Here is a 22545-nt window from a genome sequence, read left to right as displayed (position 1 = left end):
TAAAACCCCTCACCGCAGGTTTGCGACGGTCAACGGTTACGGGCACTAGTCTTTTTAATTCAGCGCCGCGGCGCTCGGCGCTGGTGCTTGCTGGGTGACTGTTTGCGGCTGTTCGGCCGCCGCCAGTTGCGCCTGCAAGAGGGCCAGTTGGTTGTCTTTGAGCGTCACTATGCGTTGCAATTTATCCAGCTGTGACTGCAAATCGGTGAGCCGACTGTTGAGCTCCTCGCCCTCACGACGGGCCAGATCCAGCCCCTCTTGTGTCAGCGCCAGCTCGGCCTTGAGCTGATCGGCCGTAACCTGCTCGGCTGTGCCCTTGGCCTTATCGACATTGCCCTTGCCATCACTGGCACCGAGCAAACTCAGGCTATCGGTTGCCACCGGCGCCACGGGGGCGGCAGCGGCCGCTGTCCGCGCACGGGCATCCAACTGACGTTGCGCCGGCGCCCCGCTGCGCCAGCTTTGCTGTTGCTGCTCAACCTGCGCCAGGGCTTGGGCCGCAGCGGTTTGCTGCATCTGTTGCTCGGTCGGCAATTGCAGGGTCTGCCGCGACCGCAAACGATTGATATTACCGCCAACAAAGGCCTCGGCATTCAGTTGTTGAATCGCCAGCATGGCCTGCTGGGCAGTCGCGCCACCGCGAATGTCCTGGGCAATGTCCCACAAGCGGTCATTGTCACGGGTCTGGTAGTGGCCACCGGCTTGCAACGCAGGTGCGGCACTGACCCGACTCGGTAGTGCGGCCGACACGGACGGGCTGTTGGCCGCCAGATTGCTGGCCGGCGCAGCAGGTGCAACGGGGGCTTGGTAGCTGTAACTCGGCGGATCCAGCAGCAGGCTGTACTCACGCAACTGGCGGCCAGCCGGCCAAACCACCTCGACCAGCAACGTCAGATAGGGCTCACGCACCGGCTGGCTGGAACTGATGCGAATCACCCCACCCTGGGCATTCAGCTGTGGGCTGAGTTGCACATTGCTGAGGAAATCATCGCGCTGCAGTCCGGCCTGCTGGTAGGCCTGGGGCGACGCCAGGCGCACGACCACCTCGTCCTGATTCAGCCCGGCCACCTCATGCAACGCAATCTGCGCGCGCAGCGGCTGGCTGAGGGCCGATTGCACCTGCACCTCGCCAAGCCCGAGGGCCCAGACCTGACTGACAACTGAGCTGGAAGATGCCGCGGCCAGAGCCAGCAGCAGACGACGTAGCTGAACCATAAAACCTCATACCCGAAGGTGTTTGTAGAAAGGTCAAACGGTACGGCGGGCACCGAGCGACAGGGTTGGGGGCGGATTATTCGCCAGCAACACCCGTTGCCACAGGCGTAAAAGCCACAAGCGGCGAACCCGTCACAGATGCAAACGCCAAAGTGCCTAAGGGTTGGCACTCTGCCAAGCGCGAGCACTTCAGCGCGGCAGGGCAGTTAAGGCAAACAGGCTAAGGGCGCCGCAGCCCATCACTCGCGAATGATAAACAGCTTGGTGATAAACCACTCGGCGCCCTTGTAGACATAACCCAGCGGGCCATAGATGGTTGGCGGTTTTTCCTCGGCCTGCTGGCGCAGTTCGACCTTGAGCGTGGCCATCTGGATCTGATCCTTGAGCACGCGCATGCGCGCTTCCATGGAGTCGATCTCCGACTGGATGCGGTTCAGCTCAGTCTCGATCTGCAGAATGTCCTGCACGCTCTTGGCCTTGCCCAGCAAGTCTTTCAGGCGGTCGCGCAGGGCGCGGTTGTTGTTCAGGCGGGTTTCCACATCGACGTACTGCTCGGTGACATCCTCGGCCTTGACGTGGCGCGACAGCACCTTGCCGCTCTGTTCGATGCCACCCAGGGCCGTTTCGAACGCATCTTTGGGTACGCGAAACACGAAGTACTGGCTGTAGTCGCCGTTATCGCTCTTCTCTTCGACATAGCCGCCGAGCGCCAGCATGCGCTGACTGAGTTGCAGCTTGGCCTTGTCCATGTCCGCCACTTCCAGGGTAAAGCTGGCGGTCCAGACCAGCAGCCGTCCCGAGCTTTTGCCTTGCAGCGGCGCACTGGCGCTGGCCTCGGCAGATTCGGCACCAGCGCCCGACCTGTCACCGCCCGCTGAGGAGCAACCAGCCAGGCTGCCCAGCAGCAGGCACAGCGTCAGGTAAATCCATTGCGGCATAAATCGCTTCATCCTTAAGGCCCTCGGTGTCTCGTTGATGTTGATTCGGCGCCGATCATACGGGGCAGGTTGGTGCTTGTCGTGATGGGCTCGGCCATGGGAGCTCGTAGGATGGGTTGAGCGTAGCGATACCCATCGGCAGCGATCATGCCGGTTACCCGCGATGGGTTATGCCGCTGCGCGTCTAACCCATCCTACCGACTCAACTCCACTGCCACTTCATCCGCCCAGGCCAGCCAGGCTTGCTCGCCCAAAATCCCCCGGCGCAGGGTCAGATAAGGCAGGCGCCAGGATTGCCGTTCGGCGGCTGGCAAGGCCAGGTAATCCCGTTCGATATTCAGCAGACTGTCCAGGGTTTTGCGGTGCACGGCGACGTGGGCGCTCATCTCTTCGCGCAGGTTGGCGGGCGTGGTGTGGGCACCTCCGAACAGCTTGACCAGCAAGGCATCGTTGATCTTGTTCGGCTGCACCGGCGCCGCCAGCCAGCGCAACAGCTCGGCATGCCCGGCCGGGGTCAGGCGGTAGTTTTTCTTGTCGGGGCGAGTGTCTTGCGCCTCGGCTTCAAACTCCAGCCAACCGGCCTCATTGAGTTTTTTCAGCTCCAGATAAACCTGCTGGTGCTTGGCATTCCAGAAATAACCGAGGCCATCCTTGAAGCGCTTTAGCAGGTCATAACCGCTGCCGGGCTGGCTTTCCAGCAGGATAAGAATGGCGTGTTTGAGGGACATGGGCAGGTTTCACGAGGCAGACAAAGAAGAGCCGCGCAGTATACGGGCTATGCAATAAGTTGCATTAGGTGAGAAAGCCGATCTAGTATGCAAACAATTGCATAACAACAATAACTGGAGCACTCCCATGCAACGCACCGGCACCCGCTTTCGCCCTCGCTTGGCCCGCACCGATTACGACGTCATCATCATCGGCTCGGGTATCGGTGGCCTGACCACCGCCGCCCTGCTGGCCAAGCTGGGTAAACGGGTCTGTGTGCTGGAGCAGCACTACACCGCCGGCGGCTTCACCCACAGCTATGAGCGCGAAGGTTACGAGTGGGATGTGGGCGTGCACTACATCGGCGAGGTGCACAAACCCTGGTCGGCGATCCGTCGGGTGTTCGATGTGATCAGCGACGGCAACCTGCACTGGGCGCCGATGGATGCCCACTACGACCGCATCATCCTCGGCGAGGCCACTTACGATTACGTGGCCGGGCGCGAAGAGTTCAAAACCGAAGTGAAGCGCCACTTCCCCCAGGAGGCGGCGGCCATCGACCGTTATGTCGACTTGCTCAGCGAAGTCAGCGCCAAGGTCCCGCGCTTCTTCGCCGGGCAAGCTCTGCCGCGTACGCTAGGCGTGCTCTACAGCAAGTTGCGCCGCCGCCTGCTGCCGGACTACTTCTTCAAGACCACCCTGGAAGTGCTCGAAGGCCTGACCCAGAACCGCGAACTGATCGGCCTGCTCACCGCCCAGTGGGGCGACTACGGCCTGCCACCGGCACAAGCCGCCTTCGTCATGCACGCGATGGTGGCCAAGCACTACATCACCGGCGGCAACTACCCGGTGGGCGGCGCGGTGCGGATTGCCGAAACCATCATTCCGGTGATCGAAGCGGCCGGCGGCCAGGTGTTTACCTATGCCGGTGTGGAGCAAATCCTCATCGAAAACGGCCGGGCGGTGGGCGTGCGCCTGCACAAAGACGGTGTCGAACTGCGCGCGCCGCAGATCGTCAGCTGCGCCGGGCTGATCCCCACTTACACCCGCCTAATTCCGGCCGAAGTGGCCGCCCGCCATAACTTGCTGGCGCCGCTGCAACAGGTCGAACCCTCAGCCGCGACCCTGTGCCTGTATGCCGGTTTCAAGGGCAGCGCCGCCGAACTGGGTTTGCCGAAAACCAACTATTGGGTCTACCCAAGCGCCGACCACGACCAGAATGTCAGTGCCTTCAAGCACGACAGCAAAGCTCCGATGCCGCTGATCTACATGTCCTTCCCCTCGGCCAAAGACCCGTCCTGGGAAGCGCGCTTTCCCAACAAGGCCACGGTGGAAATCGTCGCCGCGACCCAACCACAGCTGTTCGCCCAGTGGCAGGGCAGCACCTGGGGCAAACGGGGCGACGACTACGAGGCATTCAAAGCGCAGCTCACCGAACACCTGCTGGAAACCCTCTATCGCCACCAGCCACAACTGCGCGGCCAGTTGGACTTCTGCGAGCTGGCGACGCCGCTGTCCACCGAATGGTTCCAGTGGAACATGCAGGGCGAAATCTACGGCATCGACCACACGGTAAAACGCTTCGACCAGCACTGGATTCACAGCCAGACACCGATCAAGGGCCTCTACCTGACCGGCGCCGACACCGTTACCGCCGGGGTCGGCGGCGCGCTGATGGCCGGCGTATTGACCGCCAGCCGGATGCTTGGCTGGCGTGGTTACCGGGTCGGGAAACTGCTGAAGAACTGGACCGCCGATACGCCGCTAGCCGCAACCGGTACGGCAGAGACGGTTTAAACGCAGTCACTGCTGGCGACCCTCAGCCTGTTTGCGGCTGAGACCGCTGTATGAAAAACAACCAGCTCGCTGCAGGCTGCGTCAGCGCTTGGCTGCAGCCATGGCCACACAGTTTATCCACAGGAGACTGCACAGCTACTGTGGCTAACTATGCGGCTAACTGCTTGAAATTGAATGAAATTTGATCAATAGCCAGAAGCCCGTAGCGGCACTGGGCTGGAGCCGGCAGTGGACAGCTTATCCACAGCTCTGTCCACGCGGATTGGGGATGAGTGCCGCAGTTATGCACTGCGGTGGCCATGCCGCCGCCGCTGCCGGTAAACACCCGAGCCGTAGGATGGGTTAGCCGCGCAGCGGCGTAACCCATCGCTGACGATGAACATGATGTCGCCGATGGGTATCGCTACGCTCAACCCATCCTACGAACTAAGCCGCGGTCGCCGCTGGCAATCGCCTAAGGTTGGCGAAGTAATAACGCACCACGGCCAACGCCAGCAGCCCCAGCACCCCGGCGCCGATAAACACCGCTTGATAACCCAGCCACTTGGCCAGCACCCCGCTGGCGGCGCCGACTATGCCGGCCAGCAGCAGTTGCACGCAGGCTTGCAGGGTGAAGTCGGCGCCTTCATGTTCGGGTCGGCACTGGCCCATCATCACGGCAAACAGCGCCACGGTGGACATGCCGTCGGCGACCTGTTCAAACAAAGCAATCGGGTACACCAGACCAACCTCGGCGCCCCGGCTGACCAACAGCGCCATCGCCGCGATGCCCAAGGCTTGTAGCGCGCCAAACAGCAGCAACGAGCGCAATGCGCCGAGTCGTGCATAGAGCAGGCCGCCGAGCAGCGCGCCGCCGATCCCGGCCAGGCTGCTGAGCAGGGTCAGCTGGCCGAGTGCGGCGTTGCTCCAGCCTTGATCGACCAGCATCGGCTTGATCATCGGCGAACCCAGCGCATCGCCGAGTTTGAAGCTCAGCAGCACCGCCAACCAGAGCAGCATGCCAGGTTGCGCCAGCAAACCACGGTAGTGGCGCAGCAGCAGTTGCGGGCCGGCCGGCTCGGCTTGCGCCGGGTGAAAGGGCAAGCGCCGATTCTCGCGAAACAGCCCGATTGGCAGTGTCATCAGCACCAGCAACAGGGCGATCAAGCCCAGACTGCGCTGCCAGCCGAGCCAGTCGATGGCCAACAGCAAACCGCTGCCGCTGATCAGCATGCCGACCTTGTAGCCGCCGACTTGCAGGCTGTTGCCCAGGCCGCGCCAGCGCTCGGGCAACAGCCGCACGGTAAGGCCGTCGGTGGCGACGTCCTGGGTCGCCGCCGCCAGGTTCACCAACAGCAACAGACCGAGCAGCAGGGGCAGTTGGCTGCCGAACAACAGCGCCGGCTCAAGCAGCGCTATGCCGGCGATGATGCTGGTGATGCCCAGTTGCAGCGGCAAAATCCAACCGCGGTGATGGCCAAGCCGGCGCGAGGCCAGACGATCAACCCAGGGCGCCCACAGCACCTTGAGCATCCACGGCAGCGCCAAGAGTTTAAGCAGGCCGATATAGGCCAGATCGACGCCGTGCTGGCGCAACAAAATCGGCAACGAATGGGCCAGCAAGCCCGACGGCAAGCCCTGGGCGCAATACAACGAGGCCAACAAAATGATGCTGCGGGCCTCGATATTCGGTGCAGTGACAGAAGAATGAGGCCCCATGCTGTGCTCGCAAATGACAGAGGTCGCGACAGTAGCGGGGCGGCGCGCCACAGTGCAAGTCACGGACGGCGACGGCGCGGTTATTGCGCGCTAATCGGCCAAGCGCCACGGCGGGTTCAGCCGGTTGCTGCCAGCATGGTAAAGGCACAGCGGATTGCCGTCGGGGTCGTACAAATAGGCTTCGCGCCACAGCCACGGCTGGTCGATAGGCAGCTGGCTGAAGACCACCCCCTTGGCCTGCAAGCGCGCCACTGTGGCATCCAGTTCGGTGCATTCGAAGTAGACCAGCGTTTGGCTGGGGGTCACTTGGGCAACCTGGCTCAACGAGAAACTGGCCTGTCCATCGGGGCAACCAAAGCGCGCATAGCCGGGTAGGTTTTGCACGATCAACTGCAAGCCCAGGCGCTGGTAAAAATCGATGGCGCGGGGCACATCGCTGACCGCCAGGGTGACTTGATTAAGGTTCATGCACGCTCCCTGAGCCACGTAATTTGCGCCAGCCAAGAATGAGCAATCAGCGCCAGACAACACTCTGGACAGCCGCGTTAAATACGCCATCGCCACCCCGAGCAAGACCAGCCAGTAGACGCTGATGCCCAGCGATCACAGCGCATAACGTCAATCCAAAGCCGTTCATTTGGATGGCCAAGGCCACTGAGATTCTCGCAAAAGTCACCCGCACCCGTGCAGCCAGGAATAAGAACACTTCTATTTGACGCGCTACTCCAGCCGTCGCGCACTGGCTTTTTCAACGACCTGTTAACCCTGTGCCCCCGACCGCTACGTCAGGGCGCGGCAGTAAGCTTATGCAGGCTGCCATCCTCGATCATACCGTCGAGCGCTTGTTGCAGTGATTCAATTTCGGCCTTCGGTATTTTTACATTACAGGCTAATGAACCCAGCGACTTGCGAAAGGTGAGCACTTCTCTTGGGGCTTTACCCTTATAGGCTTCAACCTGTTCGACAAAGTATTTGGCCGACAGCACATCGGTGGCCCACACATCAATTTGCTTGCCCAGGAGTTTTTTAACATTCTGGTCTTGGGTGTTGGACTCCTCAACCTTGAAGCCGAAGCCCTTCAGGTAAGCCGAGTCGCCACTGCCGCGTAAAGCACCGACCTTCATGCTTTTTGCATCACTCAAGGTAGCCACTTGCACGGTCGACTCAGGATTCACAAATAGCCCCGATGACGTTACAAAAATCGGACTGACCCACTGGTACTCGGCCTCAATACTCTGCGCACGCTGGACCGGAAACACGCAGGTGTAATCTTTGATCTTGGCTTCCTCCATCCCCCGGGCCAAAGGCACATTTTGCAACTTGTAGCTGAGTTTTGCCCGCGCGAATAGCTGGCTGACGATGTTAATGGCCACGCCCTTCTCCTTACCGTTCTCCACCGAGCTGAAGGGTGGGTTATCGGCAAAATCAAGGGTGTACATGTTGGCTTGCGCCTGGCTGGCCAAGCTCAACAACATAATGCTACAGAGACTGCTTAAGGCTGCTTTCATAGCTTTGTGTCTCCCCTTTGGGTTTTTCATTGGCCAACTTAGGCACTGGAGCGCTGCCCTTGCCGTACCAGACGTCCGCCGGCTGCTTGGGGTTGAGTTTCGGCGCGCAGGTGCTCATGCCGCTCATCTCGAGTTGCGCCATGATGCTGTCCGCCTGCTCGGCCATGTTGTCCATGGCGGTCTGCACCGGCACTTCGCCACGAATGGCGGCACCGATATTGCTCCACCACAGCGGGGCCAAACTGGGGTAGTCGGGCACATTGGTCCCGGTGGGCGTCCACAGTTTGCGGTTTGGGCTGCGGTAAAATTCAACCAAGCCGCCAAGCTTGGGGGCGGCATCGGTCATTGCCTGGGAGCTGATGTCGGATTCACGAATCGGCGTCAGTCCGACCAAGGTCTTCTTCAGCGAAACCGCCTTGGACACCGCAAACTGCGCATACAGCCAGGCAGCTTTCTGGTTGTCCAGTGGGGTTCCCTGGACCAAAGTCCAGGCTCCGGCATCCTGATATCCCAGCTTCATCCCGGCTTTCCAATACGCGCCATGGGGCGAAGGGGCCATGCGCCACTTGGGTGTGCCATCGGCATTGGTCACCGGTAAATTGGGCTTGTTCATCGATGCGGTAAACGCCGTGTACCAGAAAATCTGCTGAGCGATATTACCGTTGGCGGGGATGGCCCCGGCGCTGCCAAAGTCCATTTGCTTGGCTTCGGGTGGGGCATATTTATTCAGCCAGTCGATGAACTTGTTCACCGAGTAAACCGCCGCCGGGCCATTCATGTCGCCGCCACGCTCAACCGAGGCACCCACCGGCGAACAGCCTTCAACCCGTATCCCCCATTCATCCACCGGCTTGCCATTGGGCAGGCCGGGGTCGCCGCTGCCCGCCATGGATAGCCAGGAATCAGAGAAGCGCCAGCCCAAGGAGGGATCTTTACGGCCATAGTCCATATGGCCATAAACCTTGTGCCCGTCGAGTTCTTTGACATGCACAGAGAAGAACTCGGCAATGTCCTCGTAAGCCGACCAGTTAACCGGCACATCGAGTTTATAGCCGTAGATATCCATAAACTTTTTTTGCAGCTCGGGCCGATCAAACCAGTCTTTGCGATACCAATACAAGTTGGCAAACTGCTGGTCCGGCAACTGATACAGCTTGCCGTCCGGCGCCGTGGTAAAGCTGATGCCAATGAAGTCTTGTAGGTCGAGCGTCGGCAGGGTTACGGCTTTGCCTTCGCCCGCCATAAAGTCGGTTAAGTTAAGTACTTTGCCGGCCCGATAATGCCAACCGATCAGGTCGCTGTCGTTAATGTAGGCATCATACAAATGTACCCCGGTGCGAACTTGGGTTTCAATTTTCTTGACCACATCGTCTTCGCCAGTCAGCTCCTGAACCAGTTGAATACCAGTTAACTCACTGAACAGCTTGGCAATGACTTCGGACTCGTAAATATGCGTATCAATGGTCTCGGAGACGACCATGATCTGCATGCCCTTGAACGGCTTGGCGGCGTCGCGAAACCATTCAAACTCTTTTCTCTGCTGTTCTTTGCTCAAAGTCGAAGGACTGAATTCAAGCATGAGCTTGTCAATAACATCTGGGGCTGTTGATTCGGCCTGGCTCAGTTGCGCAAAGACCAGTAAGCTGGAACTGAGTAACGTTAGACGAAATACCTTCCTATTCATAAAATCAACCTCTTATGCTAGTGCGTGGCTTCGCTTTTTCCTTATGCCGACGGCAGGCCGAGCATTAATTCTGAGCCATAACCTCCTGAACCTCCTGCTCAATCTTTACTGCAGGGCATGTGGCATGCGTATCTATTGCAGACCGTACTTGGCTTTCATGGCAGTCACCTCGGCACTATGCTCCTTAAGAAACTGATTAAATTCGTCAATCACCTTGGCGTGCTTGGTAGTGGACAGCGTGTAAAAACCTTTTGAATTGGGCAGCGCCTCGTCGAACACCAAGGCATCCGGCTGCTTAAGGACTGTATTGAGTTGATAGCGGCCGACTTCCGCATTCATATAAACACCATTGACCCGATTATTAATGCCCTGCAGCAGTGACTGCTGAAAGCTGTTAACCTCTTGCAGTTTAATTTGGCCTTTATCGACCATCCCGAGGTAATCCCAAGGGGTAAAACCGCGCACCGTGCCCAACTGCTTTAATTGTTCAACACCCTTGCCTTTATTGGCCGGCAGTACCAGAACACCATCGGTATAACTCACCACCGGATCAGAATAACTAATAGTCAGTTCTTTACGCTTGGCATCCTGCCACTGCAGATTATCCGGATATTTAAAGTCCAACTCACCGGCAAAAAAAGATTCGTACAGACGCGCCACCGGTAGCGCTCGGTATTCGAAGCTATAGCCTTTAGTTTTCGCAAAGCTGTCAAATAGCTCACGGGCAAAACCGTTGTACTGCCCGCCTTCATTGCTGTAATGCGGGTAATAATTCAGCGCCTCGACCCCCAGCACATAATTCGGAGCGGCCACGGCCTTGCCGCAGCTCAAGATAACCAGCAGCCCAACAGTCAGTAACTTGCGCATAGTGTTATTCCTGTTCTATTTAGAGAGATACGGCTAAGCAGTTAGGAAAATGGTCAGGCCATCACCGAGCAAAAACCTTAGGATTGATGCAAAGCAAACTTTGCCGGCAGCGTGATTAACAGCGCAAACGGGCGAAAGCCATTGGCTGCCGGCGCCCCCGGAAACACCACTTGCACGTTGCCGTGGTGTTTCTGCAGGAACTTGCGGATCGCATCCATGCCCACCCCACGGCCAGACACATTGGTCACCTCGGTCGCCGTTGAGAGCCCGGACAAAAAGATCAGCTCGGCAATTTGCTCATCGCTAACAACCTGTTCTGCGGTTAACTGGCCATTGGCAATGGCTTTGCGCTGAATGCTTTCCAGGGCCAGACCCTTACCGTCATCGCTAAACGAGAACAACACTTGATCGGCATCCAGACTGACATTCAAGTTGATCTGCCCATGGGCCGCCTTACCCTGCGCGAGACGCTGGGCGGTGCTTTCCAGACCATGATCGAGGCTATTGCGAAACACATGCATAAAGACATTACGCAGCATCGGTACTATGTCTCGGGATAACCGTACAAAATTGTCGTTAATTAGAATTTCTGGCTGTTCTTTATCCAGCTGCTTGGCGATCGAGGGCACGGCGGCAATGATGCCCTTGAGCGTTTCGCCAACCGACTCATAGCGGAAGGTATTGATCGAATTGCGAATCAATTGAATGGAGTGCTTGAGTTCATTAACTTGGGACATTTCATTGATACCGTCGATGGCATTGCTGATGCTCTCCAAGACGGCCGGATCAATACTCGCTTCATCGGTGAAACCGGCCAGTTTTTCTTTGAAGATGGTTTCGTAGCGCGCCACACAGAGCCGCGCGGCTTGCAACTGTTCAAGCAACTCGGTTTGATCCCAAGGAAAGTCTTCTTCAGAACGCAGCCGGCTGTAGGTTGTTTCGGCCTCATGCACGCTATCGGTGATGTAGTTCAAACCATAGGTGCGGGCATTGCCTTTAATGGTGTGCATGTTGCGAAACAGGGTGGCAATCACCTCCGGGTCTTTCTCTTCATGCTGACCAATCAACGCTTGGTTTTCATCCATAAACTCATAGGAGCTTTTGATAAATTCGAGCAGCTTGTCTTTCGACACCGAGAGAATTTGCCCAATGATTTCCAGCTGTTCTTTTTGCTTTTCCGTTTCAAGTTGCAGGGCTTTCAATTCGGTGACATCGCGCACGGTGACCATTAACTTATCTATCAGCTCATCGCTATCCAGTACCGGATTCCAGTCCAACTCAAGAATCTTGGTGCGGTCGCCATCAAATAATTTTGTATATTCGGTCACCAGCAAATGCGAGTTGAACTGAAAGTTCATCGCATCTTCGCCAATCATCGCCTCAAGCGTGGTTTCTACCTGATTGAGAACATCGCCGGCGACACTGCTGCGATCAAACAAGAATGGCGACACGCGCTGATTGGCCACTTCGCTGGTTTCAAATATTTCCGTCAGGAAGGCCGAGTATTCGGCATGTATCACTGAGCCATCGACGATGGTAAAAATCCCCTGCCGCATGTTTTGCAGCATATTGCTGACGTCATTGGTTTTTTGTCTGAGCTCCTTGGTGCGCAACAGAATTCGCTCTTCCAGGGTGCGGTTTTGCTCGGCAATCACCTCGAGCATCTGGATGTTCTTGGTGGTGATTACCGCCATCCGCGCGATGGTTAGGGCAAAGCCTTCGTCCTCCTCGGCGAAACTCACCTTGCCGACTTCACCGACAAAGTTCATCACCCCAAAGACGCTTTTGTCGTCCATCATCGGCACGCACAGCAGGGCTTTTGAATGCTCGTTGGCACTCATGCCGACATAATCTGGCGCCTTGCTGACGTCCGGCAAAAACAACGTCTTGCCGGTGCTGGCCACGTGCCCGGCCACCCCTTCGGACAATTTGAAACTCTTGGGGAAACTGGCTCCGCCGCCCATCTCGGGGTAGTAGGCGTGCAGGGTTAGATTTTGCTCGGCGTCCAACAGGTAGATCGAGCCGCGCTCCACACAGCTTTGCTCACTCATCACCTTGATCACAGTCTCCAGCGCTTCGGTCTGGTCGTGGATGCCGGCCATGATTTCGCCGGTGTGATTGAGAATCGCCAGGTCGGCCAATTTTTTACGGATGGCGTTGCGCATTTGATCGAAGCTGACGGCCAAGCTGCCGAGTTCATCGTTGCGCTTGGTGTTGATCTCGTAGTCGAGGTGGCCGCTGGCCAACTGATCGGCGCTGTTGCGCAAGGCATCGATGGGCCGCTGGATAATGCGTTTGCCGAGCAGCCAGATAAAACCGGCGATGACCAGCAGGAACACCAGGGAAAATGAGCCAATCAGCAGGGAGGTGTAGCGAATCAGGGCTTTGACTTTTTCGGTCGAGGTGAGGATCTGCACCGTGGCAATGGCCTCGCCTTCGCGATTGATCTTGGCGCCGGCTTCAACATAGTCCGGGTTTTTCAGCAGCTCGTCGAAGGCAGTTGTGGCCAAGGCTTCGCGGATTTTTTCACCGGCCAGTTCGCCGTTGGTCTTCACCACCCGAATGCCCACCACATCGGCATCCAGCAGGATTGCATTCAAGATGCCCTCCATCGCGGCGGCATCGTAGTTCCAGATCGGTTCGATCAAGCTGATCGAGGCCAGATCCGCAGTATTGGTAGCCTTACGGGTCAGATCGGTCATCGAGCGATCGTAGTTATACATGCCGATGACCACGGTAAATATGCCCAGACCGATGACGATGCCGAGCAGTATCACGGCGTTAAAGGCACGGACGATACTGCGGGTAAAAAATGACAACATGCTTGGCGCCCCTAGTTTTGAGTCATATTTTCTCAGCAGCCCAATGCCGGCAGCGCCGCTAAAAAACCGCTGGTTCAGACTCAGTGTTGTACTGATTGTGGCTTTAGCAAGGATTGATCTGGTTAGCGCGGCGTGGAGCAACCTGAGGAGGCTGACCAGCGGCTGGCACGGCTCGATCTCCGGGGGGCCTGAGCCGGTGCTGCGGCCAAGCGTCCGCGAGCAGCGGCATGCGCGGTTACCGCCAGCAGTGCAAGAGCGGGCACACTAGTATTGGATACTTAGCCATATTGCAGGCCACCTAGATGAAGATTATTCGCAGCAAAAATTTTACCGCCGAGCGGGCCTGGGGCGCCCTCGACATCGCCAGCATGAATGGCATCAGCACACGCTTGCACTGGACCGACCAGCCGTATAAATGGCACATCAACACTGGCGAAGAGGTGTTTGTGGTGCTCGATGGCCGGGTTGAAATGCACTATCGCGAAGATGGCCTGGAGTGCACCTGCGTGCTGGAGGTCGGCGATATTTTTCACGCCAGCATCGGCCTCGAACATCTCGCCCAACCGCTGGGGGTGGCACGCGTGCTGGTGATTGAGTCTGCCGGCAGTATTTGATCCTGCCAGCAGACGAGCTGGTCATCGGGGCTTGAGCGAACTGGACTTAAAAGTGAGGAAGATGACTCGATGATCAACAAGTTAGTCGGTTACAAAACCTGGGCCAATCGCGAGCTCTTTGATTGCCTGCTGGCGCTGCCGGCAGACATCGCCGCCGAGCCACGGCACACGATGATTCGCCTGCTCAACCATGTGTATGTGGTGGATCAAATTTTTCGCGCCCACCTAAGTGCGACCCAACACGGCCACCATGCGCTGAACACCCTTGCCACCCCCAGCTTGAGCGAGCTGTGGGCGGCAGTGCAGGAAATGGATCAGTGGTATCTCAACTACGCCAGCGGGTTGACCGGCGAGCAGCTGGAGCAACGCCTGGAGTTTGTCTTTGTCGACGGCGCTGCTGGCAACCTGTCACGGGCCGAGATGCTGCTGCATGTGGTGAATCACGGTACTTACCACCGCGGCGCGGTGGGCGAGTTGTTGCACCAATGCAGCAGCGCGCCGCCCCGGGATGTGCTGACGCGCTATTTGTAGATGCTAGGCGTACTTGTCGGCGGCAGTGCCCAGGTGGCAAAGGTGCTGAAGAATGGCGGACTGTTCGCTGCGCTCCTGAGTCCGTCTTACGTCTGTCCGACGCCCGCCTAGGCCCAGGTCATTAGGGCAGGGCGGCGGCTTAGCGTTGGCTGAGCTGCGTCTGGCTCTGTTGCGCGTGTTTTTGCTGCTTGTAGCTGATGGCCGCGGCGGGGACCGGGGTGATCTTGCCGGTTTCCAGCCAGCTGCGCAGACGGTTGGCGTCGGCCATGTGGGTGTATTTACCAAAGGCATCGAGCACCACGAAGGCCACCTGCCGATTGGCCATCTGGGTGCGCATCACCAGGCAGTGACCGGCTTCGTCGGTGTAGCCGGTTTTGGTCAGCTGAATGTTCCAGTTGGCCTTGTGCACCAACCGGTTGGTGTTGCGAAAACCCAGGGTGTAGTTGGGTTTGCGAAAGGCCACGGTCTTCTCTGCGGTGCTGCTCAGTTGACCCATCAACGGGTATTGCTGGGTGGCCTTGAGCAAACGCACCAAGTCGGTGGCGCTAGAGACGTTGTTCAGTGACAGCCCAGTCGGCTCGACATAGCGCGTCTGGCTCATGCCCAGGGCCTTGGCCTTGGCGTTCATGGCGGCGATAAAGGCGTTGTAGCCGCCTGGATAGTGGTGCGCCAGACTGGCGGCGGCACGGTTCTCGGAGGACATCAGGGTCAGCAGCAACAGCTCCTTGCGGCTGATTTCGCTGCCGACCCGCACCCGTGAATAGACCCCGCGCATTTCCTTGGTGTCGCTGATATGCACCGCCAGCACTTCATCCAGGGACAGTTTGGCGTCCAGGGTGACCATGGCGGTCATCAGCTTGGTCACCGAGGCAATCGGCACCACCAGATCGGGGTTGCTGGAATACAGCACCTCATTGGTCTTCAGATCGACCAGCAAGGCGCTGCCGGAGGCCAGCTCTTGTTGCCGCGCCGGCTTCACCACGGGCGCAGTCGCGGCAACCACCAGGCTATTGCCGGCCAACAACAGACAAACCAGCAGATAACGAATGTTCATGGGCAGGCACCGAGCAAGTGGGGGCTATTTGCGCGGCAGTATACGAAATGCTCCTCCAGAGTGCGAAGTTAGTCACAACCCACTCGTCTCACGGCTTTGCTGTGGGCGCGCTGCCGGGCAACAACTCAGGCGCTTCGCGCTGCAAACGACTCTGCAGCATCTCCAGTTGCTCGAGGGCACCACGGGCCTCGTCGATCTCGACGCTACTGCGCTCACCGCTTTGCGCGGCCTGCTCAATTTGCTCACGCATCTGCGGGATCTGCTGCACGCCGCTGGCCCAGGCCTGTATTTCCGCGCGCGCGTGCTGGTCCTCGAAGGCGGCATATTGCTCGGGACTTGCCAGCTGCGCGGGGGACGCCGCCTCGCGTGGTTTCAGCCCACCCGCCACTGGCTGGCGCGGATCGCCGCTCTCGGCCATCACCTGCATCAGCATCTGCGCTTCGGCCACCGAGTAGGCGGGCTTCTCGGCAGGCGCGGCAGGAGGTGCCGGCACGGGTGGTGATGCTACTCGCGCCAGCATCGGCTTAGTCACTGACGGCGCCACGGCAATCGGGCTGACGAGCGGACGCGACGCTACGGCAATAACCGGCACCTCTGGCGGTGCGGCCAACCAGAGACTGGCCGCCACCACCGCGCCACTACTGAGCAGCGCCACGCCCAACCAGAGCCTCATACGCCCTCGACCTTGGCGACGCTGAGCAAGGCCTCTTGCTGTCGCGCCCAGCGCCCCTGTTTCATACGCCTTCAACCTTGGCGGCGCTGAGCAATGCCTGTAGCCGCGCATCGAACTGCTTGCCCAGTTTCTCCCGCGCCAGCGCCTGATTGACCTCGAAACGCACACTCGGATCGCTCAGCGGCAACTGCAGGTCCTCGCGCGCGCGCACCTGGATGATCTCGAAGTTGGCGTCGATCAGCATCGGTTGCGAGACGGTGTTGGCCTTCTGAATCAGCGCCGCCTTGTGGAGGAAATTTAAGCCCGGATCATCATGGCGAATCAGCCCCAGATCGCCTGGCAGTTCACGGCTTTTGTCGTCACTCACGGAGTAGCGTCGCACCGCCTCGTCGAAGGCCAGGCCGGCTTGCAACTCGGCATACACCCGATCAGCGCTGGCTTGGTCGGCCAGACGAATATGCGCGGCCTGGACCTGGGCGACATTGCGATACTCGGCCAGATGCTGCTGGTAATAGGCCTGAGCTTCGCTGTCGCTGACGCTACGGGCCAGTTGTTTGAGGCTCTCGGTCTCGTGGTGGAAGTCGTTGTACAGACCGATCTGATGCAGGTACTTGTGGCGGATCAGCTTGTCACGCACCAGCTGGTGCAGGCCTTGCTGCTCGGCGACGCTGAAGCCCTTGTTTGCGCCCAGCTGATACCAGAGGTAGTCGCGCTGCGCCTGCTCGCGCACCAACTGCGCCATAAAGCCCAGATTGCCTTGCTGCAACTCGACCTGACCCTGCACGCTGGTGCCCTGATACAGCTCCAGCAGATTCAGGCTGTGGCGCGGCTGGCCAGGAAACTGCCAGCTGATCAACTCGACTTTGAGCGCTTCGGCTTGTTGCGCCGCGCTCAACCACAGGCTGTTGAGCACCACGCCTTGCCCCTTAGGTGCCAGCACCTCACGCAAGCGCTCGGCGCTCAAGGCCTTGGGCTCTTGCAGAAAGGGCACTATGTCGTGCTGCAACTGCTTGCCGTAGACCTGCTCGATCAGGCTGGCCGCCTCGGCCGCGACCAAGGCCTCTAAATCCTGACTATTGACCGGCGTCAGTTCGGCTTGCACCTCGCGCGCCAGCAGATAGTTCTCCACCAGTCCCTGGCGCAGCTTGGCCTTGTCGGTATTGAATTTGATGCGAGTCAGCGCCTGTTCGAGCAAGCCAATGCTCTTGCCCGGCAGCACTGCGCCATTGATCCGTAGATCCTGCGCGGCGCTGGCCGGCAGGCCGAAGCCCACCAACCAGACCGTCAGCAATCCACGGCAAGCCTGAACCCGCCATGGCATGCGCACCTTAGAGACCGCCCTGGCCGTAGAAGTTATTGGCACCCTTGGTCAGCACTGTGGCGGTCAAGGCAATCGACTCGGGAATCAGCTCCTTGGCCACCCGCAAGCGGGTCGCGTAGCTGCTGTCATACAGCGGCTCCGGGTGCTGATAGGCCACTTGCGCGGTCTGGGTCAGCAGGTCGCGCACCGGCTTCTGGGCATCGTAGTTGCCGATCAAGTTGGCCACCGCCACCGGGTTGTTCAGCTTTTCACTGGCGTAATGGTCATCGACCCAGCCTTCCCAGCTGGAATGGCCGTTGGCCGAGGTGATCCAGGTGTGGTGCGGCTGCGCCACGTCGCCGGTGGCATGCAGGGCGAAGCCGATGGTCTGCAGCGAAGGCGCGGCCTTGAACTGGTCGAACCAGTACTTGGCGAGGTTGTCGATCGGCTGGAAGGCCGCGACCTGGAAGTCGTCGTAATGCTGACTCCAGTTCGAGCTGCTGCCCTGGCGGTAATGCGCTTCGGTGCTGTCGTAGTCGGAGGTTTTCAGGCCACGGTTGTACAGGTAGACCATGGCGTACCAGTCGACGTCGCCGCTCCAGGTGCCATCTACCTTGTGGTAGCGATAGTCGTAGCCGCCACGGTCGTTGCCATGGCTATCGGCCTGGCGGCCCATGTTGATGAAGTGCCAGTAGGAGGTGTAGTTGACCAAGGATGCGGCAGCACCCGCCACCGGCGCATGCTCGTAGCCAATCCACCAGCCGCCCAGGCGTGTGTCTTTGAAGTCATCGACGTCGTAGGCGGCCTGACCGAGGATTTCCCCAGCCTTGGCTTCGGTGCCGGCGGCGTTGACATAGAACTGATAGGCCCGGCGCATCTCGGCCGTGGCCGAGGCCGAGTTCATAAAGGCCAGGGCGTCTTTGACGATGTTCTTGTGGGTGGGTTGTGACCAGGCGGCGGCTTGACCCGCGGAAAATGCCAGGCCTAGACCAGCTAACAGAAGTACGCGTTTTTTCATGGTGGGGCGCTCTATTGTTGTTGGAGTGGCGCAGTATTGCCGGCAGACAAGACAACCATATGGCTGTTCTGTTGCAGACTAAGGTGCAGTAGAGCCCACAGCCAAGCCGGTCGTAGCCAACCAAAAGATGGTATAGACCAAAAGCCCTGCAACCCTCAGTAACACTGCCAGACCCAAGGTGCCGAGCGGTGGCACCAAGGGGTTACAGCGGCGCGAGTTGGCGCAGTTGTTCACCACGCTCTAGGGTCGATTGGCGCGAGCGCAGCCCTGCTGGACGCATGCTCGGCGGACCCCAGCGACCGGCCTCAGGCAGCGCCGAGCAACTGGCGCAAATGCGCCAGTACCGGCGCCGAGTCCGGGCGCACACCGCGCCACAGCAGAAAGGCTTCGGCGGCCTGTTCGACCAGCATGCCCAGACCATCCAGGGTGCGCGCGGCACCTTGTTGCTCGGCCCAACGGTTGAAGGCGGTCGGCTCCTTGCCGTACATCATGTCGTAGCACAGAGTGTGTCCGGGCTGGATCAGGCTGGCGGCAAGCGGTGGCAACTCACCGGCCAGGCTGGCCGAGGTGCCATTGATGATCAGATCGACCGACTCATCCAGCCAGTCGAAACCGCTGGCCATGACCGGACCCAGATCGGCGAACTCATGGGCCAGCTGCTCGGCCTTGGCGACCGTGCGATTGGCAATCACCAACGCCGCTGGTTGCTCAGCCAGTAGTGGTTCGAGCACCCCACGCACCGCACCGCCAGCGCCGAGCAAGAGGATGCGTTTGCCGGCCAGGCTCAACCCGGCATTCACCCGGAGATCGCGCACCAGCCCGGCGCCGTCGGTGTTGTCGCCGAGCAGGCGGCCGTCTTCGAGCTTGCTCAGGGTATTCACCGCGCCAGCCCGTTGCGCACGGGCACTCAGCTGATCGGCCAAGCGAAACGCCTGCTCCTTGAACGGCACAGTGACATTCGCGCCGCGGCCATTAACAAAGAAAGCGCGGGCAAACCCGACGAAATCCTCCAGCGGCGCCAGTAGCGGCTCGTAGCTGAGCAGCTGACCGGTCTGCGTGGCAAACAGGCGGTGAATCAGCGGGGATTTGCTATGGCCGATGGGGTTGCCGAAGACGCCGTAGTGGTCCATGGGTTGAACATCCTTAAGTAAACAATGGTGGCCGCATAGGAGGGGCTTTAGGCCCCACATGGATGTGGGAAATGCGGTGAGCCGTATGGAACGGCTGCCGCCCGCGATGCTTCGGCTGATAGTCCCGTAGGTTGGGTTAGCGGCGCACACGAATAGCAGAGAAAAACAACGACTCAAAACGCCGCGTAACCCAACAGGGCGCCGACAGACGCAACACCATGATGGGTTACGCCACCCACTATCCACTGTATTTATTCGAGCTTTGGGCGGGCGGCTAACCCATCCTACTATTGCCCGAGCCAATCGCGATCAGTGAGAAAGTACTCGGTCAGCCGCGCCTCTTCACTGCCCGGCACCGGCTGCCAGTCATAGCCCCAACGCACTTGCGGTGGCAGCGACATCAGGATCGACTCGGTACGCCCACCCGACTGCAGGCCGAACAGGGTGCCACGGTCGTAGACCAGGTTGAACTCCACATAACGACCGCGTCTATAGGCCTGGAACTCGCGCTGCTGTTCGGTGAAGGGGGTGTTTTTGCGTTTGCGCACAATCGGCAAGTAGGCCTCGATATAGGCGTCGCCGATGGCGCGGATAAAGGCGAAGCAGGTGTCGAAGTCCCACTCATTCAAGTCATCGAAAAACAGCCCGCCGATGCCGCGCGGCTCACCGCGATGCTTGAGGTGGAAGTAACTGTCGCACCAGGCCTTGTAGCGCGGATAGACGTCGGCACCGAAGGGCGCGCAGGCCTGCTCGGCGACCCGGTGCCAGTGCACGCAGTCTTCCTCGACGCCGTAATAAGGCGTGAGGTCGAAGCCGCCGCCGAACCACCAGACCGGCTCTTCGCCTTCTTTCTCGGCGCTAAAGAACCGCACATTGGCGTGGGACGTCGGCACATGGGGGTTTTCTGGGTGGATCACCAGCGACACGCCCAGGGCCTCGAAGCCACGCCCGGCCAATTCAGGCCGATGGGCACTGGCCGACGGCGGCAGCGAGTCGCCAAACACGTGGGAGAAATTGACCCCGCCCTTTTCGATCAGCGCGCTGTTTTCCATCACCCGGGTGCGTCCGCCACCGCCGGCCGGCCGCTGCCAGCTGTCCTCGAAGAAGCGGCTTTGACCGTCCTCGACTTCCAGGGCGGCGCAGATGCGGTCTTGCAGATCGAGCAGATAGGCTTGCACAGCCTCGGTGTGTTTACTCACGGGGTCACCTTAGTGCCACGCTGCGGGTCAGCGTGCAGGTCGTCATAGATATCCGGTCGTGGCTTAGGCGACGGTCGCCAGAGCCCACGGCACCCGGGCGGGCAGTGGAGCGGGGCGCTAGCATAGCATTGCCCCCGCTGACGCCACAGTTGACACAGCGCCTGCCGGCGGATTGGATAGTTGTTTGCCCAGTCGATGGAGAGCCCGATGAGCCAACGTATCCAGTTCACCGCCCATGGCGGCCCCGAGGTGCTGCAACTGGTGGAATATCACGCCGCCGAGCCGGGCCCCGATGAGGTGCGCGTGGCGAACCGGGCTATCGGCCTGAACTTCATTGACACTTACCTTCGCAGTGGTCTGTATGCCCCGCCCAGCCTACCGTCCGGCTTAGGCACCGAGGGTGCCGGGGTGATCGAGGCGGTGGGCAGCGCGGTCAGCCGCTTCAAGGTCGGCGAGCGGGTCGCCTATGCCACCGGGCCGTTGGGTGCTTACAGCGAACTGCATGTGCTGCCCGCCGACACGCTGGTCAAACTGCCCGACAGCATCAGCTTCGAACAGGCCGCTGCGGTGATGCTCAAAGGCCTGACCGCGCAATACCTGCTGCGCCAGACCTTTGCCTTGCAAGGCGGTGAAACCATTCTGTTCCATGCGGCAGCCGGCGGCGTCGGCAGCCTCGCCTGCCAGTGGGCCAAGGCCCTGGGGGTCAAGCTGATTGGCGTGGTCAGCTCGGCGGCTAAAGCCGAGTACGCCCTGGCCTTAGGCGCTTGGGCCTGTATCAACAGCAGCCAGGAGGATGTGGCGCAGCGAGTGCTCGAACTGACCGAGGGCAAAAAATGCCCGGTGGTCTACGACTCGGTAGGCAAGGACACCTGGGAGACTTCACTGAACTGTGTGGCCCCGCGCGGCCTGCTGGTCAGTTTTGGCAATGCCTCCGGGCCGGTCAGCGGGGTAAATCTGGGCATCCTGGCGCAGAAGGGCTCGCTGTATGTCACCCGGCCCACGCTGGCCAGCTATGCCGACAGCCCCGAGCACTTGCAGGCGATGGCCGATGAGCTGTTTGCCATGCTCGGCAGCGGTCAATTGCGGGTCGAGATTGGCCAGCGCTTCGCGTTGCGCGATGCCGCCGCCGCCCAGCAAGCGCTGAGCAGCCGGCAAACCACTGGCTCGAGTATTTTGCTGCCTTGAGCCATTGCCCTTGCGCGGCAATGACTAGTCCGGCCGCAGCACCCGGCCGCTAATCAGGTCACGAATGCAGCTGGGATTCTTCCGTCCGCCCAGCGCGCCAGTGAGCACCGCATCCAGTTGCCCGGCAAAGTACTGCTCGATGCGCAGCCGGGTCAGTGCCGGTGGCCGGCCGGCTGGATTAGCCGAAGTCGACACCAGCGGCCCGGTCAGCGCACAGAGGTCGCGCACCAGCGGATGATCGCTGACCCGCAGGGCGACACTGGGGTGTTTACCGACTATCCACTCTGGCAAGCGGTTCTGGTGCGGCACCAGCCAGGTGTTCGGCCCCGGCCAGGTGCTGGCCAGTTGGTCTTGCCAAACTTGCGGCAAATCGGCCAGCAGGAAATCGAACTGGCGGATGTTATCGGCCAGCAGGATCAGACCCTTCGCCACTGGACGCTGCTTGAGTGCCAGCAACCGATACACCGCCACACTGTCCCAGGGATCGCAACCCAGGCCCCATACGGCCTCGGTGGGGTAGGCGATAAGCCCACCGGCACGCACCACTTGCGCCACCTGTTGCACACGCCAACTGCTGAGCATTATTAAACTCCGGATAAAAGCG

20 protein-coding genes are annotated in these 22545 nt (G+C 59.7%); 4 read left to right on the top strand and 16 right to left on the bottom strand.

Features of this window, described 5'->3' with window-relative positions; translation table 11 throughout:
- Nucleotides 1-54: 54 nt before the first annotated feature.
- The 3 genes from Q8R10_RS14820 to Q8R10_RS14810 all read right to left on the bottom strand — a co-directional run bounded on the left by Q8R10_RS14820 (nucleotide 55) and on the right by Q8R10_RS14810 (nucleotide 2881).
- Complete coding sequence (locus Q8R10_RS14820; RefSeq protein WP_305654614.1) at nucleotides 55-1215, bottom strand: FimV family protein; 1161 nt, start codon at nucleotides 1213-1215, stop codon at nucleotides 55-57.
- Nucleotides 1216-1454: 239 nt separating this feature from the next.
- Nucleotides 1455-2153, bottom strand: a complete 699-nt coding sequence (locus tag Q8R10_RS14815) for a DUF4349 domain-containing protein (RefSeq protein ID WP_305654613.1) — start codon at nucleotides 2151-2153, stop codon at nucleotides 1455-1457.
- Between the two features lie 194 nt (nucleotides 2154-2347).
- The gene (locus Q8R10_RS14810; RefSeq protein ID WP_305654612.1) at nucleotides 2348-2881 is read right to left on the bottom strand and encodes a PadR family transcriptional regulator; all 534 of its coding nucleotides are present in this window, start codon (nucleotides 2879-2881) and stop codon (nucleotides 2348-2350) included.
- 127 nt (nucleotides 2882-3008) lie between these two features.
- Here Q8R10_RS14810 and Q8R10_RS14805 point away from each other — a divergent pair, with 127 nt between their 5' ends.
- Nucleotides 3009-4658, top strand: coding sequence for an NAD(P)/FAD-dependent oxidoreductase (locus Q8R10_RS14805; RefSeq protein ID WP_305654611.1), 1650 nt, complete (start codon nucleotides 3009-3011; stop codon nucleotides 4656-4658).
- Nucleotides 4659-5084: 426 nt separating this feature from the next.
- On the opposite strand, the gene Q8R10_RS14800 is transcribed toward Q8R10_RS14805, so the two are convergent.
- The 6 genes from Q8R10_RS14800 to Q8R10_RS14775 form a co-directional block, all read right to left on the bottom strand.
- Entirely contained in the window at nucleotides 5085-6356 is a 1272-nt protein-coding gene (locus Q8R10_RS14800; protein WP_305654610.1) for an MFS transporter, read from the bottom strand.
- Nucleotides 6357-6446: 90 nt separating this feature from the next.
- Entirely contained in the window at nucleotides 6447-6824 is a 378-nt protein-coding gene (locus Q8R10_RS14795; protein WP_305654609.1) for a VOC family protein, read from the bottom strand.
- A 317-nt stretch (nucleotides 6825-7141) separates the two neighbouring features.
- Nucleotides 7142-7864, bottom strand: coding sequence for an ABC transporter substrate-binding protein (locus Q8R10_RS14790; protein ID WP_305654608.1), 723 nt, complete (start codon nucleotides 7862-7864; stop codon nucleotides 7142-7144).
- Nucleotides 7836-9548, bottom strand: a complete 1713-nt coding sequence (locus Q8R10_RS14785) for an ABC transporter substrate-binding protein (RefSeq protein ID WP_305654607.1) — start codon at nucleotides 9546-9548, stop codon at nucleotides 7836-7838. The genes Q8R10_RS14790 and Q8R10_RS14785 overlap by 29 nt, the downstream gene beginning before the upstream one ends.
- 132 nt (nucleotides 9549-9680) lie before the next feature.
- Nucleotides 9681-10415, bottom strand: coding sequence for a transporter substrate-binding domain-containing protein (locus tag Q8R10_RS14780; protein WP_305654606.1), 735 nt, complete (start codon nucleotides 10413-10415; stop codon nucleotides 9681-9683).
- A 77-nt stretch (nucleotides 10416-10492) separates the two neighbouring features.
- Nucleotides 10493-13237 (bottom strand): HAMP domain-containing protein, encoded by a 2745-nt coding sequence (locus Q8R10_RS14775; RefSeq protein WP_305654605.1) that lies wholly within the window; start codon nucleotides 13235-13237, stop codon nucleotides 10493-10495.
- 302 nt (nucleotides 13238-13539) lie between these two features.
- Between Q8R10_RS14775 and Q8R10_RS14770 the strand changes: the two genes are divergently transcribed.
- Together Q8R10_RS14770 and Q8R10_RS14765 are read left to right on the top strand one after the other, a co-directional pair.
- Nucleotides 13540-13851: a cupin domain-containing protein gene (locus Q8R10_RS14770; protein ID WP_305654604.1), complete on the top strand. Its 312-nt coding sequence runs from the start codon at nucleotides 13540-13542 to the stop codon at nucleotides 13849-13851.
- A 69-nt stretch (nucleotides 13852-13920) separates the two neighbouring features.
- On the top strand, nucleotides 13921-14382 hold the full coding sequence (locus Q8R10_RS14765) for a DinB family protein (RefSeq protein WP_305654603.1): 462 nt from the start codon (nucleotides 13921-13923) through the stop codon (nucleotides 14380-14382).
- A gap of 139 nt (nucleotides 14383-14521) precedes the next feature.
- Here the strand turns inward: Q8R10_RS14765 and pbpG are convergent, their stop codons facing one another.
- The 6 genes from pbpG to hemF form a co-directional block, all read right to left on the bottom strand.
- Complete coding sequence (gene pbpG / locus Q8R10_RS14760; RefSeq protein ID WP_305654602.1) at nucleotides 14522-15436, bottom strand: D-alanyl-D-alanine endopeptidase; 915 nt, start codon at nucleotides 15434-15436, stop codon at nucleotides 14522-14524.
- A gap of 88 nt (nucleotides 15437-15524) precedes the next feature.
- A complete protein-coding gene (locus Q8R10_RS14755; protein ID WP_305654601.1) occupies nucleotides 15525-16109 on the bottom strand; it encodes a hypothetical protein in 585 nt (194 codons plus the stop codon).
- Between the two features lie 61 nt (nucleotides 16110-16170).
- Complete coding sequence (locus Q8R10_RS14750) at nucleotides 16171-17430, bottom strand: peptidylprolyl isomerase (protein ID WP_305654600.1); 1260 nt, start codon at nucleotides 17428-17430, stop codon at nucleotides 16171-16173.
- Nucleotides 17431-17437: 7 nt separating this feature from the next.
- Nucleotides 17438-18427 carry a hypothetical protein gene (locus Q8R10_RS14745; protein WP_305654599.1) on the bottom strand — a complete coding sequence of 330 codons (990 nt, stop codon included), beginning with the start codon at nucleotides 18425-18427 and terminating at the stop codon, nucleotides 17438-17440.
- Between the two features lie 305 nt (nucleotides 18428-18732).
- Nucleotides 18733-19557: a shikimate dehydrogenase gene (aroE, locus tag Q8R10_RS14740; protein WP_305654598.1), complete on the bottom strand. Its 825-nt coding sequence runs from the start codon at nucleotides 19555-19557 to the stop codon at nucleotides 18733-18735.
- Nucleotides 19558-19844: 287 nt separating this feature from the next.
- Complete coding sequence (gene hemF, locus Q8R10_RS14735) at nucleotides 19845-20756, bottom strand: oxygen-dependent coproporphyrinogen oxidase (RefSeq protein WP_305654597.1); 912 nt, start codon at nucleotides 20754-20756, stop codon at nucleotides 19845-19847.
- A gap of 207 nt (nucleotides 20757-20963) precedes the next feature.
- On the opposite strand from hemF, the gene Q8R10_RS14730 reads away from it, so the two are divergent.
- A complete protein-coding gene (locus Q8R10_RS14730) occupies nucleotides 20964-21941 on the top strand; it encodes an NADPH:quinone reductase (protein WP_305654596.1) in 978 nt (325 codons plus the stop codon).
- A gap of 24 nt (nucleotides 21942-21965) precedes the next feature.
- Here the strand turns inward: Q8R10_RS14730 and Q8R10_RS14725 are convergent, their stop codons facing one another.
- Nucleotides 21966-22523 carry an L-threonylcarbamoyladenylate synthase gene (locus Q8R10_RS14725; protein WP_305654595.1) on the bottom strand — a complete coding sequence of 186 codons (558 nt, stop codon included), beginning with the start codon at nucleotides 22521-22523 and terminating at the stop codon, nucleotides 21966-21968.
- Between the last annotated feature and the right edge of the window lie 22 nt (nucleotides 22524-22545).

The organism is Pseudomonas sp. (genome assembly GCF_030698175.1).
Classification (GTDB): domain Bacteria; phylum Pseudomonadota; class Gammaproteobacteria; order Pseudomonadales; family Pseudomonadaceae; genus Aquipseudomonas.
Note: the sequence above shows the minus strand (reverse complement) of the source record. Positions and strands in the feature narration are given on the sequence as shown.

Bases quoted from the DNA above. Each gene is read 5' to 3' on its own strand.
- Q8R10_RS14765 (WP_305654603.1), top strand. From the start codon at position 13,921: ATGATCAACAAGTTAGTCGGTTACAAAACCTGGGCCAATCGCGAGCTC.
- Q8R10_RS14810 (WP_305654612.1), bottom strand. From the start codon at position 2,881: ATGTCCCTCAAACACGCCATTCTTATCCTGCTGGAAAGCCAGCCCGGC.
- Q8R10_RS14800 (WP_305654610.1), bottom strand. From the start codon at position 6,356: ATGGGGCCTCATTCTTCTGTCACTGCACCGAATATCGAGGCCCGCAGC.
- Q8R10_RS14730 (WP_305654596.1), top strand. From the start codon at position 20,964: ATGAGCCAACGTATCCAGTTCACCGCCCATGGCGGCCCCGAGGTGCTG.
- Q8R10_RS14785 (WP_305654607.1), bottom strand. From the start codon at position 9,548: ATGAATAGGAAGGTATTTCGTCTAACGTTACTCAGTTCCAGCTTACTG.
- Q8R10_RS14805 (WP_305654611.1), top strand. From the start codon at position 3,009: ATGCAACGCACCGGCACCCGCTTTCGCCCTCGCTTGGCCCGCACCGAT.
- Q8R10_RS14755 (WP_305654601.1), bottom strand. From the start codon at position 16,109: ATGAGGCTCTGGTTGGGCGTGGCGCTGCTCAGTAGTGGCGCGGTGGTG.
- aroE (WP_305654598.1), bottom strand. From the start codon at position 19,557: ATGGACCACTACGGCGTCTTCGGCAACCCCATCGGCCATAGCAAATCC.
- Q8R10_RS14775 (WP_305654605.1), bottom strand. From the start codon at position 13,237: ATGTTGTCATTTTTTACCCGCAGTATCGTCCGTGCCTTTAACGCCGTG.
- pbpG (WP_305654602.1), bottom strand. From the start codon at position 15,436: ATGAACATTCGTTATCTGCTGGTTTGTCTGTTGTTGGCCGGCAATAGC.
- Q8R10_RS14745 (WP_305654599.1), bottom strand. From the start codon at position 18,427: ATGAAAAAACGCGTACTTCTGTTAGCTGGTCTAGGCCTGGCATTTTCC.
- Q8R10_RS14780 (WP_305654606.1), bottom strand. From the start codon at position 10,415: ATGCGCAAGTTACTGACTGTTGGGCTGCTGGTTATCTTGAGCTGCGGC.
- Q8R10_RS14770 (WP_305654604.1), top strand. From the start codon at position 13,540: ATGAAGATTATTCGCAGCAAAAATTTTACCGCCGAGCGGGCCTGGGGC.
- Q8R10_RS14795 (WP_305654609.1), bottom strand. From the start codon at position 6,824: ATGAACCTTAATCAAGTCACCCTGGCGGTCAGCGATGTGCCCCGCGCC.
- Q8R10_RS14725 (WP_305654595.1), bottom strand. From the start codon at position 22,523: ATGCTCAGCAGTTGGCGTGTGCAACAGGTGGCGCAAGTGGTGCGTGCC.
- Q8R10_RS14820 (WP_305654614.1), bottom strand. From the start codon at position 1,215: ATGGTTCAGCTACGTCGTCTGCTGCTGGCTCTGGCCGCGGCATCTTCC.
- Q8R10_RS14790 (WP_305654608.1), bottom strand. From the start codon at position 7,864: ATGAAAGCAGCCTTAAGCAGTCTCTGTAGCATTATGTTGTTGAGCTTG.
- Q8R10_RS14815 (WP_305654613.1), bottom strand. From the start codon at position 2,153: ATGCCGCAATGGATTTACCTGACGCTGTGCCTGCTGCTGGGCAGCCTG.
- Q8R10_RS14750 (WP_305654600.1), bottom strand. From the start codon at position 17,430: ATGCCATGGCGGGTTCAGGCTTGCCGTGGATTGCTGACGGTCTGGTTG.